The organism is Thermomonas aquatica (genome assembly GCF_006337105.1).
Lineage (GTDB): Bacteria > Pseudomonadota > Gammaproteobacteria > Xanthomonadales > Xanthomonadaceae > Thermomonas > Thermomonas aquatica.
Map to the genome: position 1 here is coordinate 1,001,640 of NZ_CP040871.1, position 14,262 is coordinate 1,015,901.

Below are 14,262 nucleotides of genomic sequence, written 5' to 3' on the forward strand. Positions count from 1 at the left end.
CGTGGTTGCCGCCGGAATGTTGATTGGTCAGGACTTCTTCATCACCGCGTCGGCGACGTTGCTCGGCGCTTCGGCGTAGTGGTCGAATTCCATGGTGAAGGTCGCGCGACCCTGCGACATCGAACGCAGCGAGGTCGCGTAGCCGAACATCTCGCCCAGCGGCACCATCGCATTGATGATCTTGCCGGACGGGCTGTCGTCCTGGCCCTGCAGCAGGCCGCGACGACGGCTGACGTCGCCCATCACGTCGCCGACGTAGTCTTCCGGGGTGACGATCTCGACCTTCATGATCGGCTCCAGCAGAACCGGATCGGCCTTGCGGAAACCTTCCTTGAACGCCATCGACGCGGCGAGCTTGAACGCCATTTCCGACGAGTCGACGTCGTGGTAGGAACCGAACACCAGCTTGGCCTTGGTGTTCACCACCGGGAAGCCGGCCAGCGGGCCGCTGGTGATGGTTTCGCGGATGCCCTTCTCCACCGCCGGGATGAATTCCTTCGGGATCACGCCGCCGGTGATGTCGTTGATGAACAGGAAATCGTCCTTCACGTCCGGGTTGGCGCGGTCCTCGGCGGTCATCGGCGACATCTCGATGACGACGTGGCCGTACTGGCCCTTGCCGCCCGACTGCTTGGCGTGCTTGTAGTCCGACTTCACGTCCGACTTGCGGATGGTCTCGCGGTACGCCACCTGCGGCTTGCCGACGTTGGCCTCGACGTTGAACTCGCGCTTCATGCGGTCGACGATGATGTCCAGGTGCAGCTCGCCCATGCCGGCGATGATGGTCTGGCCGGATTCCTCGTCGGTGCGCACGCGGAACGACGGGTCTTCCTGCGCCAGGCGGCCCAGCGCCATGCCCATCTTCTCCTGGTCGGACTTGGTCTTCGGTTCGACCGCCATCGAGATGACGGGCTCCGGGAACACCATGCGCTCCAGGGTGATGATGTGGTCCTGCGCGCACAGGGTGTCGCCGGTGGTGACGTCCTTCAGGCCCACCGCCGCGGCGATGTCGCCCGCGCGCACTTCCTTGATCTCGTCGCGCTGGTTGGAGTGCATCTGCAGGATGCGGCCCACGCGCTCCTTCTTCGACTTGACCGGGTTGTACACCTGGTCGCCGGAGTTGAGCACGCCCGAGTACACGCGGAAGAAGGTCAGCGAACCCACGAACGGGTCGGTCATGATCTTGAACGCGAGCGCGGAGAACGGCGCCTTGTCGTCGGCGGTGCGGGTGTCTTCCTTCTCGTTGTCGTCGATGCCCTGCACCGGCGGACGGTCGATCGGCGACGGCAGCAGGTTGATCACGCCGTCCAGCATGGCCTGCACGCCCTTGTTCTTGAACGCCGAACCGGCGAACACCGGCACGATTTCCACGCGCAGGGTGCGCAGGCGCAGGCCTTCGATGATCTCGGCTTCGGACAGCTCGCCCTCGTTGAGGTACTTGTCCATCAGCTCTTCGCTGGCTTCGGCGGCGGCCTCGATCATGAAGCTGCGCGCTTCCTCCGCCTTCGATTGCAGGTCGGCCGGGATGTCGCGGTATTCGAACTGGGTGCCCTGCGAAGCGACGTCCCAGTGGATCGCCTTCATCTTCAGCAGGTCGACCACGCCCTCGAAGCCGTCTTCGGCGCCGATCGGCACCTGCATCGGCACGGCGTACGCGCCGAGGCGCGCCTTCAGCTGCTCGACGACCTTGTCGAAGTTGGCGCCGGTGCGGTCCATCTTGTTGACGAACGCCATGCGCGGCACCGAGTACTTGTTGGCCTGGCGCCACACGGTCTCGGACTGCGGCTGCACGCCGCCGACGGCGCACAGCACGAACACCGCGCCGTCGAGCACGCGCAGCGAACGCTCGACTTCGATGGTGAAGTCGACGTGGCCGGGGGTGTCGATGATGTTGAAGCGGTGCTGCGGCAGCGACTTGTCCATGCCCGACCAGAACGCCGTGGTGGCGGCCGAGGTGATGGTGATGCCGCGCTCCTGCTCCTGCTCCATCCAGTCCATGGTGGCGGCACCGTCGTGCACTTCACCGATCTTGTGGCTGACGCCGGTGTAGAACAGGATGCGCTCGGACGTGGTGGTCTTGCCGGCATCGATGTGGGCCATGATGCCGAAGTTGCGGTAACGCTCGATGGGAGTGGTGCGGGCCACGGTGATCTCTCGATTTGGTTCCGTCGAAACGGAGTGTGGGAACCGGCTTTTTTCAGCGGATTCCGGATGGCCGATGGCCGCCTTGCGGCGGCCGTCGGTCTGGTTGCGGGATGCCTTCTGCAAGGCATCCCGCGTGGCGCTTGTCGCTTGCGCCCTGCGGGCTCACGGGCCCGCGCCGACAGTTACCAGCGGTAGTGCGCGAACGCCTTGTTGGCTTCGGCCATGCGGTGGGTTTCCTCGCGCTTCTTGATCGCGCCGCCGCGGTTTTCCGAAGCGTCCAGCAGCTCGCCGGCCAGCTTGCGCGGCATGCTGTTCTCGCCGCGCTTGCGCGCGGACTCGATCAGCCAGCGCATCGCCAGCGCCATGCGGCGCGACGAACGCACTTCGACCGGCACCTGGTAGGTCGCACCGCCGACGCGGCGGGACTTCACCTCGACCGACGGGGAGATGTTGCCCAGCGCCTTCTCGACCAGCTCGAGCGCGTTCGGGTTCTTCTCGCCGATCACGTCCATCGCGCCGTACACGATCTTCTCGGCGACCGACTTCTTGCCGCTCTGCATGACCATGTTGATGAAGCGGGCGATGGTTTCGCTTCCGTGCTTCGGATCCGGCAGCACCGAACGCTGCGGAGTATTGCCTTTACGGGACATATTCTTAACCCCTAAACAAATCTATTCGTGGGCGGGCCGCGTGGACGGCGCGCTTAGGCCTTCGGACGCTTGGCGCCGTACTTGGAACGAGCCTGGCGGCGCTTGGCGACGCCGGCGGCGTCGAGCGAACCGCGCACGGTGTGGTAGCGCACGCCCGGCAGGTCCTTGACGCGGCCGCCGCGGATCAGCACCACGCTGTGCTCCTGCAGGTTGTGGCCTTCGCCGCCGATGTACGAGATCACTTCGTAACCGTTGGTCAGGCGCACCTTGGCCACCTTGCGCAGCGCCGAGTTCGGCTTCTTCGGGGTGGTGGTGTAGACGCGGGTGCACACGCCGCGACGCTGCGGGCAGTTGGCCAGCGCGGGCGAGGTGCTCTTGTAGGTTTCCGGGTTGCGCGGCTTGCGCACAAGCTGGTTGATGGTTGCCATTACGACGCTCGATTGGTGGGCCGGGGCCCTTTCGGAAACGAAACTGGCCGAATTCAAACGGAATCCGGCCGAGTTAGACGAAAAAGTATAGCCCGCGCCCGACCCTTCGGTCAAACGAGGCCATACCGAAAAACCGGACCGGCCCTGCGACCGTCCCGATCAATCTGCGATCCCGCCCGTCCTGGGCCCAATACGAGGCGCGTCCTGCGACCTCATTTGGTGATCTGGATGGCCGAAGCCATCAAAAAGCGGCGCGTAGTATAAGACGCGCCGCGGTATTCCGCCAGCCCTCCCGGCCGAAGCCGGGAGAACCGGATATCGCCTTAGACCGCTTCGCCGGACTCGACGTCCTGCGCCAGCTCGCCGGACAAGGTCGCCATTTCGGCCTCGGTGAGGCCGGTGGCGTTCTTGCGGCGCTGGGTGTGGTACGCCAGGCCGGTGCCGGCCGGGATCAGGCGGCCGACGATCACGTTTTCCTTCAGGCCGCGCAGGGTGTCGCGGGTGCCGCGGACGGCCGCCTCGGTCAGCACGCGGGTGGTTTCCTGGAACGAGGCCGAGGAGATGAAGGACTCGGTCGCCAGCGAGGCCTTGGTGATGCCCAGCAGGACCGGCTCGACCTTGGCCAGGATCTCGTTCTTGGCGGCCAGGCGGGCATTTTCCTCGATGACGCGCTGGCGCTCGGCCTGTTCGCCATGCAGGTACTTGCTGTCGCCGCCGTCGACGATCTCGACCTTGCGCAGCATCTGGCGAATGATCACTTCGATGTGCTTGTCGTTGATCTTCACGCCCTGCAGGCGGTAGACGTCCTGGATTTCCTTGACCAGGTACGCGGCCAGCTCCTCGACGCCCTTCAGGCGCAGGATGTCCTGCGGGGTCGGCTCGCCGTCCACCACGGTCTCGCCCTTCTCCACGTGCTCGCCTTCGAACACGATGATCTGGCGGTACTTCGGGATCAGCTCTTCGTGCTCGCTGCCGTCGGTGTGCTTGATGATCAGGCGCTGCTTGCCCTTGGTCTCCTTGCCGAAGCTGACGATGCCGGAGATCTCGGCGAGGATCGCCGGGTCCTTCGGCTTGCGCGCCTCGAACAGGTCGGCCACGCGCGGCAGGCCGCCGGTGATGTCGCGGGTCTTCGACGCTTCCTGCGGGATCTTGGCGACCACGTCGCCCACGCCGACCGGCGCGCCGTCCTGCAGGTTGACGATCGAGCGCGGCGGCAGCATGTACTGCGCCGGCAGGTCGGTGCCCGGGATCGACAGGTCCTTGCCGGCCTTGTCGACGATGCGCACCAGCGGGCGCAGGTCCTTGGCCTGGGTGCCGCGGCGCTTCGGATCGGTGATCTCGCGCGAGGCCAGGCCGGTCAGGTCGTCGGTCTTCTCGATCACGGTCACGCCGTCGACGAAATCGACGAAGCGGATGAAGCCCGCCACTTCCGAGACGATCGGGTGGTTGTGCGGATCCCAGTTGGCCACGGTCTGGCCGGCCTTCACTTCGCCGCCGTCCTTGACGTTGATCATCGCGCCGTACGGGAGCTTGTAGCGCTCGCGCTCGCGACCGTGGTTGTCGAGCACCGACAGTTCGCCGGAACGCGACACCGCCACCGAACCGCCGCTGGCGTGGTTGACGTGCTTGAGGTTGTTGAACTTCACCGAGCCGGTGGTCTTCACCGTCACGTTGTCGATCGCCGCCGCACGCGACGCCGCACCACCGATGTGGAAGGTACGCATGGTCAGCTGGGTGCCCGGCTCGCCGATCGACTGCGCGGCGACCACGCCCACGGCCTCGCCGTGGTTGACCAGGTGGCCACGGCCCAGGTCGCGGCCGTAGCAGTGCGCGCACACGCCGAACGGCGCCTCGCAGGTGATGGTGCTGCGCACCTTGATCGCCTGCACGCTGGCGTCTTCCAGCTTCTGCACCCAGCCTTCGTCGAGCAGGGTGTTGCGGGTGACGAACGGGTCCTCGTCGTTGCCCGGCAGGAACACGTCCTCGGCCACGATGCGGCCCAGCACGCGGTCGCGCAGCGGCTCGACCACGTCGCCGCCTTCCACGATCGGGGTCATGGTCAGGCCGGCCAGGGTGCCGCAATCGGTCTCGGTGATCACCACGTCCTGCGCCACGTCGACCAGGCGACGGGTCAGGTAACCGGAGTTCGCGGTCTTCAGCGCGGTGTCCGCCAGGCCCTTGCGGGCGCCGTGGGTCGAGATGAAGTACTGCTGGACGTTCAGGCCCTCGCGGAAGTTCGAGGTGATCGGGGTCTCGATGATCGAGCCGTCCGGCTTGGCCATCAGGCCGCGCATGCCGGCCAGCTGGCGGATCTGCGCCTGCGAACCGCGCGCGCCGGAGTCGGCCATGATGTAGATCGAGTTCATCGACTTCTGGTCGATGGTCTCGCCCTTCGCGTTCTGCACCTTCTCGGTGCCGATCGTGTCCATCATCGCCTTCGCGACGCGTTCATTGGTGCGCGACCAGATGTCGACCACCTTGTTGTAGCGCTCGCCGGCGGTGACCAGGCCCGACTGGTACTGCTGCTGGATTTCCAGCACCTCGGCCTCGGCCTCGTCGAGGATGCCCTTCTTCTCGCCCGGGATGATCATGTCGTCGATGCCGATCGACACGCCGGCGCGGGTCGCGTAGGCGAAGCCGGTGTACATCAGCTTGTCGGCGAACACCACCGTGTCCTTCAGGCCCAGCATGCGGTAGCAGCTGTTGATCAGGCGGCTGATGTTCTTCTTGGTCAGCTCGGTGTTGGCCAGCGCGAACGGCAGGCCTTCCGGCAGGATCTCGCGCAGCAGGGCGCGGCCGACCGTGGTGTCCACGATCGAGGTCTGCTTGCTGCGGCTGCCGTCTTCGGCGACCACGGTCTCGCTGATGCGCACCTTGCACTTGGCGTGCAGCTGCACCGCGCGGTTGTCGTAGGCGCGCTTCACTTCGGCGATGTTGGCGAACACCATGCCCTCGCCCGCCTTGTTCTCCAGGCCGCGGGTCATGTAGTACAGGCCCAGCACCACGTCCTGCGACGGCACGATGATCGGCTCGCCGTTGGCCGGCGACAGGATGTTGTTGGACGCCATCATCAGCGCGCGCGCTTCCAGCTGGGCTTCCAGCGAGAGCGGCACGTGCACGGCCATCTGGTCGCCGTCGAAGTCGGCGTTGAACGCGGTGCAGACCAGCGGATGCAGCTGGATCGCCTTGCCTTCGATCAGCACCGGCTCGAACGCCTGGATGCCCAGGCGGTGCAGGGTCGGGGCGCGGTTCAGCAGCACCGGGTGTTCGCGGATGACTTCTTCCAGGATGTCCCAGACTTCCGCCTCTTCGCGCTCGACCAGCTTCTTCGCCGCCTTGATGGTGGTGGCCAGGCCGCGACGCTGCAGCTTGGCGAAGATGAAGGGCTTGAACAGCTCCAGCGCCATCTTCTTCGGCAGGCCGCACTCGTGCAGGCGCAGGGTCGGGCCGACCACGATCACCGAACGGCCGGAGTAGTCGACGCGCTTGCCGAGCAGGTTCTGGCGGAAGCGGCCCTGCTTGCCCTTGATCATGTCGGCCAGCGACTTGAGCGGGCGCTTGTTGGTGCCGGTGATGGCGCGGCCGCGGCGGCCGTTGTCCATCAGCGCGTCCACCGATTCCTGCAGCATGCGCTTCTCGTTGCGCACGATGATGTCGGGCGCGTTGAGTTCCAGCAGGCGGCGCAGGCGGTTGTTGCGGTTGATCACGCGGCGGTACAGATCGTTCAGATCCGAGGTCGCGAAACGGCCGCCATCCAGCGGCACCAGCGGGCGCAGGTCCGGCGGCAGCACCGGCAGCACGGTCATCACCATCCACTCCGGGCGGTTGCCGGATTCGAGGAAGGCTTCGACCAGCTTGATGCGCTTGGTCAGGCGCTTGAGCTTGGTTTCCGAACCGGTGCTGGCGATTTCTTCCTTGAGCTGCAGCATTTCGCTCTGCAGGTCGATGGTGCGCAGCAGGTCGTACACGGCCTCGGCGCCCATCGCGGCGTCGAAATCGTCGCCGTGCTCCTGGCGCGCCTGCATGAACTGCTCTTCGGTCAGCAGCTGGCCGCGTTCCATCGGGGTCAGGCCCGGCTCGGTCACCACGAACGCTTCGAAGTACAGGATGCGCTCGATGTCGCGCAGGGTCATGTCCAGCATCAGGCCGATGCGCGACGGCAGCGACTTCAGGAACCAGATGTGCGCGACCGGGCTGGCAAGGTCGATGTGGCCCATGCGCTCGCGGCGCACCTTGGCCAGGGTCACTTCGGTGCCGCACTTCTCGCAGACCACGCCGCGGTGCTTCATGCGCTTGTACTTGCCGCACAGGCACTCGTAGTCCTTGATCGGGCCGAAGATGGCGGCGCAGAACAGGCCGTCGCGCTCCGGCTTGAAGGTGCGGTAGTTGATGGTCTCGGGCTTCTTCACTTCGCCGTAGGACCACGAACGGATCAGGTCCGGCGAGGCCAGCGCGATCTTGATCGCGTCGAAGTCCAGCGCCGGGCGCTGCTGGTTGAAGAGGTTCAGCAAATCTTTCATTTGGATTCTCCGGATGAGGGGCAATGGGTCTTGCGGTCCGGCGCGGCGTCACCGCCGCGCCGTCGCGAAACTCAGTGCTCCTCGAGTTCCATGTTGATGGCCAGGCTGCGGATTTCCTTCACGAGGACGTTGAAGGATTCCGGCATGCCCGCGACCATCTCGTGCTCGCCATCGACGATGTTCTTGTACATCTGGTTGCGGCCCTGCACGTCGTCGGACTTCACCGTCAGCATTTCCTGCAGGGTGTAGGCCGCGCCGTAGGCTTCCAGCGCCCAGACTTCCATTTCGCCGAAACGCTGGCCGCCGAACTGCGCCTTGCCGCCCAGCGGCTGCTGGGTGACGAGCGAGTACGGGCCGGTCGAACGCGCGTGCATCTTGTCGTCGACCAGGTGGTTCAGCTTCAGCATGTGCATGTAGCCCACCGTGACCTCGCGCTCGAACGCCTCGCCGGTGCGGCCGTCGTGCAGCACGGTCTGGCCGGACAGCGGCAGCTCGGCGAGCTCGAGCATCTTCTTGATCTCGGCCTCGGCCGCGCCGTCGAACACCGGGGTGGCCATCGGCACGCCGTCGGTGAGGTTCTGCGCCAGGGTCAGCAGTTCGGCGTCGCTGAACTGCTTGAGGTCGACGCGGTGGGCGTGGGTGCTGGTGTCGTGGTTGTAGATCTCGTCGAGGAACTTGCGCAGGTCGGCGATCTTGGCCTGTGCATCGAGCATGCGCTGGATCTTCTGGCCCAGGCCCTTGGCGGCCCAGCCCAGGTGGACTTCCAGCACCTGGCCGATGTTCATGCGCGACGGCACGCCCAGCGGGTTCAGCACGATGTCGACGGTCTCGCCGTTGGCCATGTACGGCATGTCCTCGACCGGGACGATCGTCGAGACCACGCCCTTGTTGCCGTGGCGGCCGGCCATCTTGTCGCCCGGCTGGATGCGGCGCTTCACCGCCAGGAACACCTTGACCATCTTCAGCACGCCCGGGGCGAGGTCGTCGCCCTGGGTGATCTTGCCGCGCTTGTCGTCGAAGCGCTTGTCGAACTCCTTGCGGTGCGCGTCGAGCTGCTTGGCGGCGCGTTCGATCGCGTCGTTGGCGTCATCGTCCTTCATCCGCAGCTGCAGCCAGTCGGACTTCTTCAGGCCGTCCAGCACCAGCGAGGACACGCTGTCGCCCTTCTTGACGCCCGGGCCGCCGTTGGCGGTCTTGCCCAGCAGGGTCTCGCGCAGGCGCGCGTAGATCGCCGACTCGAGGATGCGGAACTGGTCGTCGAAGTCCTTCTTGACGCGCTTGATCTCGGATTCCTCGATCTGGCGCGCGCGCTTGTCCTTCTCGATGCCGTCGCGGGTGAACACCTGCACGTCGATCACGGTGCCGTCCATGCCCGGCGGCACGCGCAGCGAGCTGTCCTTCACGTCGGAGGCCTTCTCGCCGAAGATCGCGCGCAGCAGCTTCTCTTCCGGGGTCAGCTGGCTCTCGCCCTTCGGCGTGACCTTGCCGACCATGATGTCGCCGGCGCGCACTTCGGCGCCGATGTACACCACGCCGCTCTCGTCGAGGCGGTTCAGCGCCTGCTCGGAGACGTTGGGGATGTCCGCGGAGATTTCCTCCGGGCCGAGCTTGGTGTCGCGGGCGACGCAGGTCAGCTCCTCGATGTGGATCGTGGTGTAGCGATCCTCCTCCACCACGCGCTCGCTGAGCAGGATGGAGTCTTCGAAGTTGTAGCCGTTCCACGGCATGAAGGCGATCAGCATGTTCTGGCCCAGGGCCAGCTCGCCGATGTCGGTCGAGGGGCCGTCGGCCAGCACGTCGCCGCGCGCGACCACGTCGCCCACGTTCACCAGCGGGGTCTGGTTGATGCAGGTGTTCTGGTTGGAACGCGTGTACTTGATCAGGGTGTAGATGTCGACGCCGGCATCGTGCTCGCCGGAGATCTCCGCCTCGTTCACCTTGACCACGATGCGGCCGGCGTCGATCTGCTCGATCACGCCGCCGCGGCGCGCGTTCACGGTCACGCCCGAGTCGCGCGCCACCGCGCGCTCGATGCCGGTGCCGACCAGCGGCTTCTGCGACTTCAGCGTCGGCACCGCCTGGCGCTGCATGTTCGCGCCCATCAGCGCACGGTTGGCGTCGTCGTGCTCCAGGAACGGCACCAGCGCCGCCGCGACCGACACGGTCTGCATCGGGCTGACGTCCATGAACTGCACTTCGCTTGGCGGACGCAGTTCGTTTTCGCCGTTGAAGCGGCAGGCCACGAACTGGGCGGTGATGTTGCCCTTGCCGTCGCGCGGCGCATTGGCCTGGGCGATGACCTTGCCCACTTCCTCGATCGCCGACAGGAACTCGATCTCGTCGGTGACCTTGCCGTCCACCACCTTGCGGTACGGCGTCTCCAGGAAGCCGTACTTGTTGGTGCGGGCGAACACCGCCAGCGAGTTGATCAGGCCGATATTCGGGCCTTCCGGCGTCTCGATGGTGCAGACGCGGCCGTAGTGGGTCGGGTGCACGTCGCGCACTTCGAAGCCGGCGCGCTCGCGGGTCAGGCCGCCCGGGCCAAGCGCGGACACGCGGCGCTTGTGGGTCACTTCCGACAGCGGGTTGTTCTGGTCCATGAACTGCGACAGCTGCGAGGAGCCGAAGAACTCCTTGATCGCGGCGGCCACCGGCTTGGCGTTGATCAGGTCCTGCGGCGACAGGCCGTCGGCCTCCGCCATCGACAGGCGCTCCTTGACCGCGCGCTCGACGCGGACCAGGCCCACGCGGAACACGTTCTCGGCCATTTCGCCGACCGAACGCACGCGGCGGTTGCCGAGGTGGTCGATGTCGTCGACCACGCCGCGGCCGTTGCGGATCTCGGTCAGCACCTTAATCACGTCGAGGATGTCGGAGCCCGCGCCGCACTCGTTGCGCAGGCGCACGGATTCCTCGTCCTTGCGGTCGGCGAAGTACTTGGCGTCGTACAGCACCGGCGCGCCGGTGACGCTGTCGCGACCGATGCGGCGGTTGAACTTCATGCGGCCGACCGAGGACAGGTCGTAGCGCTCGAAGGTGAAGAACAGGTTGTGGAACAGGTTCTGCGCGGCGTCCTTGGTCGGCGGCTCGCCCGGGCGCATCATCCGGTAGATCTCGACCAGCGCTTCCAGTTGGGTCTTGGTGCCGTCGATGCGCAGGGTGTTGGACAGGTAGGCGCCGCGGTCGAGGTCGTTCACCCACAGGGTGCCGACGCTGGCGATGCCGGCCTTGCGCAGCTTGCCCAGGATGTCGTCGTTGATCTCGTCGTTGGCCGAGGCCAGCAGCTCGCCGGTCTTCGGGTCGATCACGTCGTGCGAGAGGATGCGGCCGGCGATGTAGCTGTCCGGCACCGCCAGCGCGGACACGCCGGCGGCTTCGAGCTGCTTCACGTGGCGCGCGGTGATGCGCTTGCCGGCCTCGACGATGACCTTGTCGCCGTCGGCCAGGTCGAAGTCCAGGGTCTCGCCGCGCAGGCGCTCGGGCACCAGCTCCAGCTGCACGCCTTCGGCTTCGATGTGGAAGGTGTTGATGTCGAAGAACTCGTTCAACATCTCTTCGTTGTTGTAGCCGAGCGCGCGCAGCAGCACCGACACCGGCAGCTTGCGGCGGCGGTCGATGCGGGTGAACAGCGCGTCCTTCGGGTCGAACTCGAAGTCCAGCCAGGAGCCGCGGTACGGGATCACGCGCGCGGAGAACAGCAGCTTGCCGCTGCTATGCGTCTTGCCGCGGTCGTGGTCGAAGAACACGCCCGGCGAGCGGTGCAGCTGGGAGACGATGACGCGCTCGGTGCCGTTGACGATGAAGGTGCCGTTGTCGGTCATGAGCGGGATCTCGCCCATGTAGACCTCCTGCTCCTTCACGTACTTGATCGCCTTGGTCGACGACTCGCGGTCGTAGATCACCAGGCGCACGGTCACCTTCAGCGGGGCGCCGTAGCTCAGGCCGCGGTTGCGGCATTCGCGCTCGTCGAACAGCGGCTCGCCGAGCTTGTAGCCGACGTATTCCAGCGCGGCGTTGCCGCTGTAGCTGCTGATCGGGAACACCGACTTCAGCGCGGCGTGCAGGCCGCGGTCGGCGCGCTTGGACGGCTCGGCGTGCTCCTGCAGGAACTCGCGGTAGGAGTCGACCTGGATGGCGAGCAGGAACGGCACTTCCAGGATCGAACGGCTCTTGCCGAAGTCCTTGCGGATGCGCTTCTTCTCGGTGAACGAATACTGCTGGGTGGCGGTAGTCATGTGGCGTGCGCCTCGTCTCTCGTGCGGCCGCGCATGGGCGGCCGTGGGGGAATGGCTGGAACTGACAGTTGGAAGTCGCTGGTATTGCCGGCACCAGCACGCCTTCTCCCGCTACTTCCGACTGTCAACTCATGAACTTCATGTGCTGCGGAACGACCTGGAAACTTCCGTTCCGATACAACGACCAAAGGCCGGGGGCTTGTGGCCCCCAGCCTTCAGCGTGTCGTCGATGCCAGCTGACGACGCAAGTAAGGATTACTTGACTTCGACGGTCGCACCGGCGGCTTCAAGGTCCTTCTTCATCTTCTCGGCGTCTTCCTTCGACACGCCTTCCTTCACGGTGCCGCCGGCCTCGGTGAGGTCCTTGGCTTCCTTCAGGCCCAGGCCGGTGATGGCGCGGACGGCCTTGATCACTTCGACCTTCTTTTCGCCGGCCGACTTCAGGATGACGTTGAACTCGGTCTGCTCTTCGACGGCGGCGGCCGGACCGGCAGCGGCGACGGCCATGACCGGGGCGGCGGCGGAGACGCCGAACTTCTCTTCGATGGCCTTCACCAGCTCCATCACTTCCATCAGCGACTTGGCGGCGATGGCGTCGACGATTTGCTCGTTGGACAGGGACATTTCGATTACCTCTGGAAAATTCTGTTTAAAGAATTGGTTTCGTTGAATGAAAACGTCGTCTTGGGCTTAGGCCGGTTCGGCTTCGGCGGCGGCTTCGGCAGCCGGAGCGGCGTCGCCGCCGCCCTGCTGGTCGGCCACGGCCTTGACCGCGCGGGCGAACATCGCCGCCGGTTCGGCCAGCACGCGGGCCAGCATGCCGAGCGCCTGCTCGAGGGTCGGCAGCGAGGCCAACACTTCGACGTGCGCCGGGCCGTACTGCTGCCCTTCGACCACGACCAGCTTCGGCTGAAGCTTGTCGTTACCCTTTGCGAATTCCTTGATCAGGCGACCGGCGGCGCCGGGCTCCTCGGTCGAGAACGCATACAGGAGGGGGCCGACCATCGAGTCCTTTGCGACTGCGAAATCGGTGCCTTCCACGGCGCGCGCGGCCAGCGTGTTCTTGACGACTTTCAAGTACACGCCGGTTTCGCGGGCCTTCTTGCGCATCGCGGTCATCTGGGAGACCGTGGTGCCTGCGTACTCGGCTGCGATCAAGGAGTGCGCCTTGGCGGCGACTTCGGCCACCTCGGCGACAACGTTCTGTTTCTGCGACAGATTGAGAGCCATTTCACTCCTCCTAATGAACTCCGCCCGCGGCTCCAGCCGCTGACGGTCCTGGGCGACACCGCTCCGTGGCGTCGGGGATGCCGGGCATCCCGGTGGTGGCCATCCAGAGGTGCTTGAACCAACGCGATTCCAGAAGGGCATCACCATCTACGCAGGCCCGATCGAATCAACGATGCGGATTAAGCGATCCCGCCTTCGGCAACGGCGATTCCATGCCATGTGAGCATCCATGCCCGTCGTTGCCTTGCGCAGACCGCACCTGCGGTCTTTGACGGCTTCCGCATCGGTTGCCCGATGCGGGGCCTTCAAAATTTGTTGCGCCTCCCCGCGCGGTGCGGGAAGGGTGTAGCGAATTACTTCAGCGTCAGCGAAGACTGGTCCACGGTCACGCCGGGGCCCATGGTCGAGCTGACCGAGATCTTCTGCAGGTAGGTGCCCTTCGAGCTGGACGGCTTGGCCTTGATCAGGTCCATCAGCAACGCCTGCAGGTTGCCCTTCAGCGCTTCGTTCTCGAAGCTGGCCTTGCCGATCGTGCAGTGGATGATGCCGGCCTTGTCGGTGCGGTAACGCACCTGGCCCGCCTTCGCATTGCGCACGGCTTCGGCCGGGTTCGGCGACACGGTGCCGACCTTCGGGTTCGGCATCAGGCCGCGCGGGCCCAGCACCTGGCCCAGCTTGCCGACCACGCGCATCGCGTCCGGGGTGGCGATCACCACGTCGTAGTTCAGGTCGCCGGCGATCATCTTCTCCGCCAGGTCGTCCATGCCCACCGCTTCGGCACCCGCGGCCGCGGCTTCATCGGCCTTGGCGCCGGCCGGGGCGAACACCGCCACGCGCACCGACTTGCCGGTACCGGCCGGCAGCACGGTGGAACCGCGCACCTGCTGGTCGGACTTCTTGGCATCGACGCCGAGGCGCACGGCCACGTCGATCGCTTCCACGAACTTGGCCTTGCTGCTGTCCTTCAGGATCTTCAGCGCTTCTTCGATCGGATACGCCTTGCCCGGCTGGGTGGCGGCGAGGATCGTCTTCTGTCGTTTGGTCATCGCCATGT

The 14,262-nt window shown here is 65.8% G+C and carries 8 protein-coding genes; all 8 read right to left on the reverse strand.

Annotation, left to right across the window (positions count from 1 at the left end; genetic code table 11):
- Window positions 1-27: 27 nt before the first annotated feature.
- A complete protein-coding gene (gene fusA, locus FHQ07_RS04870; protein WP_139715751.1) occupies window positions 28-2,145 on the reverse strand; it encodes an elongation factor G in 2,118 nt (705 codons plus the stop codon).
- Window positions 2,146-2,327: 182 nt separating this feature from the next.
- Window positions 2,328-2,795: a 30S ribosomal protein S7 gene (gene rpsG / locus FHQ07_RS04875; RefSeq protein ID WP_139715752.1), complete on the reverse strand. Its 468-nt coding sequence runs from the start codon at window positions 2,793-2,795 to the stop codon at window positions 2,328-2,330.
- Window positions 2,796-2,848: 53 nt separating this feature from the next.
- Window positions 2,849-3,223 carry a 30S ribosomal protein S12 gene (gene rpsL / locus FHQ07_RS04880; RefSeq protein ID WP_139715753.1) on the reverse strand — a complete coding sequence of 125 codons (375 nt, stop codon included), beginning with the start codon at window positions 3,221-3,223 and terminating at the stop codon, window positions 2,849-2,851.
- 323 nt (window positions 3,224-3,546) lie between these two features.
- Window positions 3,547-7,743: a DNA-directed RNA polymerase subunit beta' gene (gene rpoC / locus FHQ07_RS04885; RefSeq protein WP_139715754.1), complete on the reverse strand. Its 4,197-nt coding sequence runs from the start codon at window positions 7,741-7,743 to the stop codon at window positions 3,547-3,549.
- Between the two features lie 71 nt (window positions 7,744-7,814).
- Window positions 7,815-11,978, reverse strand: a complete 4,164-nt coding sequence (gene rpoB, locus FHQ07_RS04890) for a DNA-directed RNA polymerase subunit beta (RefSeq protein WP_139715755.1) — start codon at window positions 11,976-11,978, stop codon at window positions 7,815-7,817.
- Window positions 11,979-12,233: 255 nt separating this feature from the next.
- A complete protein-coding gene (gene rplL, locus FHQ07_RS04895) occupies window positions 12,234-12,602 on the reverse strand; it encodes a 50S ribosomal protein L7/L12 (RefSeq protein WP_139715756.1) in 369 nt (122 codons plus the stop codon).
- Between the two features lie 66 nt (window positions 12,603-12,668).
- Window positions 12,669-13,208: a 50S ribosomal protein L10 gene (rplJ, locus tag FHQ07_RS04900; protein WP_028840191.1), complete on the reverse strand. Its 540-nt coding sequence runs from the start codon at window positions 13,206-13,208 to the stop codon at window positions 12,669-12,671.
- Between the two features lie 353 nt (window positions 13,209-13,561).
- Window positions 13,562-14,260 (reverse strand): 50S ribosomal protein L1, encoded by a 699-nt coding sequence (gene rplA / locus FHQ07_RS04905; protein ID WP_139715757.1) that lies wholly within the window; start codon window positions 14,258-14,260, stop codon window positions 13,562-13,564.
- Window positions 14,261-14,262: the final 2 nt, after the last annotated feature.

Coding starts and splice junctions, on each gene's coding strand:
- rpsG (WP_139715752.1), bottom strand. CDS start 2,795: ATGTCCCGTAAAGGCAATACTCCGCAGCGTTCGGTGCTGCCGGATCCG.
- rplA (WP_139715757.1), bottom strand. CDS start 14,260: ATGGCGATGACCAAACGACAGAAGACGATCCTCGCCGCCACCCAGCCG.
- rplJ (WP_028840191.1), bottom strand. CDS start 13,208: ATGGCTCTCAATCTGTCGCAGAAACAGAACGTTGTCGCCGAGGTGGCC.
- rpoB (WP_139715755.1), bottom strand. CDS start 11,978: ATGACTACCGCCACCCAGCAGTATTCGTTCACCGAGAAGAAGCGCATC.
- rpoC (WP_139715754.1), bottom strand. CDS start 7,743: ATGAAAGATTTGCTGAACCTCTTCAACCAGCAGCGCCCGGCGCTGGAC.
- rplL (WP_139715756.1), bottom strand. CDS start 12,602: ATGTCCCTGTCCAACGAGCAAATCGTCGACGCCATCGCCGCCAAGTCG.
- rpsL (WP_139715753.1), bottom strand. CDS start 3,223: ATGGCAACCATCAACCAGCTTGTGCGCAAGCCGCGCAACCCGGAAACC.